General features: G+C 75.4%; 2 protein-coding genes. One reads left to right on the top strand and one right to left on the bottom strand.

Features of this window, described 5'->3' with window-relative positions:
- Nucleotides 1-138: 138 nt before the first annotated feature.
- Nucleotides 139-492 carry a HesB/IscA family protein gene (locus ACFV4G_RS07915; protein WP_380437663.1) on the bottom strand — a complete coding sequence of 118 codons (354 nt, stop codon included), beginning with the start codon at nucleotides 490-492 and terminating at the stop codon, nucleotides 139-141.
- A gap of 244 nt (nucleotides 493-736) precedes the next feature.
- Between ACFV4G_RS07915 and ACFV4G_RS07910 the strand changes: the two genes are divergently transcribed.
- The gene (locus tag ACFV4G_RS07910; protein ID WP_380437661.1) at nucleotides 737-1597 is read left to right on the top strand and encodes a GNAT family N-acetyltransferase; all 861 of its coding nucleotides are present in this window, start codon (nucleotides 737-739) and stop codon (nucleotides 1595-1597) included.
- Nucleotides 1598-1700 lie beyond the last annotated feature (103 nt).

Below are 1700 nucleotides of genomic sequence, written 5' to 3'. Positions count from 1 at the left end.
GGGGCCCCCCCGCGGGCCCGGGGGGCGGCCCCCGGTTACTCCCGGCCCCCCCCGCCTCCCGGGGCCCTCCGGCGGGGGCCCGGGGGGCCCCCCCCGGGCCCGCCTTCGTCAGTCGTTCGAGCGCTGGGCCGCCGAGGCCTAGCTGAACGAGTCGCCGCAGGCGCAGGAGCCCGTGGCGTTCGGGTTGTCGATCGTGAAGCCCTGCTTCTCGATGGTGTCGACGAAGTCGACGGTGGCGCCGCCCAGGTACGGGGCGCTCATCCGGTCGGTGACGACCTTCACACCGCCGAAGTCCTTGACGACGTCGCCGTCGAGCGAGCGCTCGTCGAAGAACAGCTGGTAACGCAGGCCGGAGCAGCCACCGGGCTGGACGGCGACACGCAGCGCGAGGTCGTCGCGGCCTTCCTGCTCCAGCAGGGCCTTGACCTTGCCCGCGGCGGCATCGGTGAGGAGGATGCCACTCTCTACGGTGGTCTCGTCCTGGACGGTCATCTGCTTTCTCCCGGTCTTTGAGAACGGTCTGCCGCCAGTGCCAACCAAGGGCCGTCCGGATTCATTTCCCTGACGGCTGTGGTTTTGCGGCCTCTCGGCGGCGGATTTTCCGTGGGCCGGGTGTGCCACCCGCGTCCCCTACGGTTCCCATGCTCGCACAACCCGGATGGAGCGGGCACCGCCCGAGCCCCCGATCCGGGCGAAGCGGCCTCGCGGCGGCGCCGCGGACGCCAGGATGGTGGGCATGATCCTGCGCCAGGTCAGGGACACCGCCGCCGACGCGGAGGCCGTCCAGGAGATCGCCCTCGCCTCGTCCGCCGCCTCCGGGCCCGGCACCCCGGGCGCGGCACCGACGCCGGTCCAGTCGGCGCGCACCAGACACCTGGCCCGCACGGATCCGTCGGGCTGCTGGCTCGCCGAGAGCGCCGGGGAGGCGGTCGGCGTGGTGTTGTCGATGCGCCGGGAGGGGCTGTGGATGCCGTCCCTGTTCGCCGTCCGGCCGCACGCGCAGGGCAAGGGCGTCGGGCGGCTGCTGCTGGAGCGGGCGGCGGCCCACGGGCGCGGGTGCCTGCGCGGGATGGTGTGCGTGCCGCAGTCCGCGGCGGCGGCCCGCCGCTACCGGCTGGCCGGGTTCACGCTGCACCCGGCGATGCGGCTGGACGGCCGGGTGGACCGGGCCGGCCTGGTCGACCCCGGGGACATCCCGGTGCACCGCGGCAACGCGACCCACCTGCACCTGCTGGACTCGGTGGACCGGCGCCTGCGCGGCTCGGCGCACGGGCCGGACCACGAGCTGATGCTCGGCCACTTCGAGGAGCTGCTGATCGCCGACGCGCTGGCCGGCAGCGGCTACTGCTACCGCGACGGCGGCGAGGTGAAGCTGTTGGCCGCCACCTCCAAGCGGATCGCCGCCCGGCTGCTGCGCGAGGCGCTGGCCCGGGTGCCGGAGGGGGTGCGGGCGCGGGTGGACTTCCTCACCGCCGAGCAGGAGTGGGCGCTGGACGTCGGCCTGGAGGTGGGGCTCAGCCCGGAGCCCGGGGGCTACGTCGGCCTGCACGGGATGCGGCCGCCGGCGCCGTACCTGCCGAACGGGGCCTTCCTGTAGCGGCCTTCCCGTGGGCGTGCCGCGGGCGCCCCCGGGGGGGGCGCGCGGGGGCCGGGGGGGGTGGTTTGGTGGGGCGGGCAGGTGGTGAGGAGAGTAACCGCGC

The organism is Kitasatospora sp. NPDC059747, from assembly GCF_042732955.1.
GTDB lineage: Bacteria > Actinomycetota > Actinomycetes > Streptomycetales > Streptomycetaceae > Kitasatospora.
Note: the sequence above shows the minus strand (reverse complement) of the source record. Positions and strands in the feature narration are given on the sequence as shown.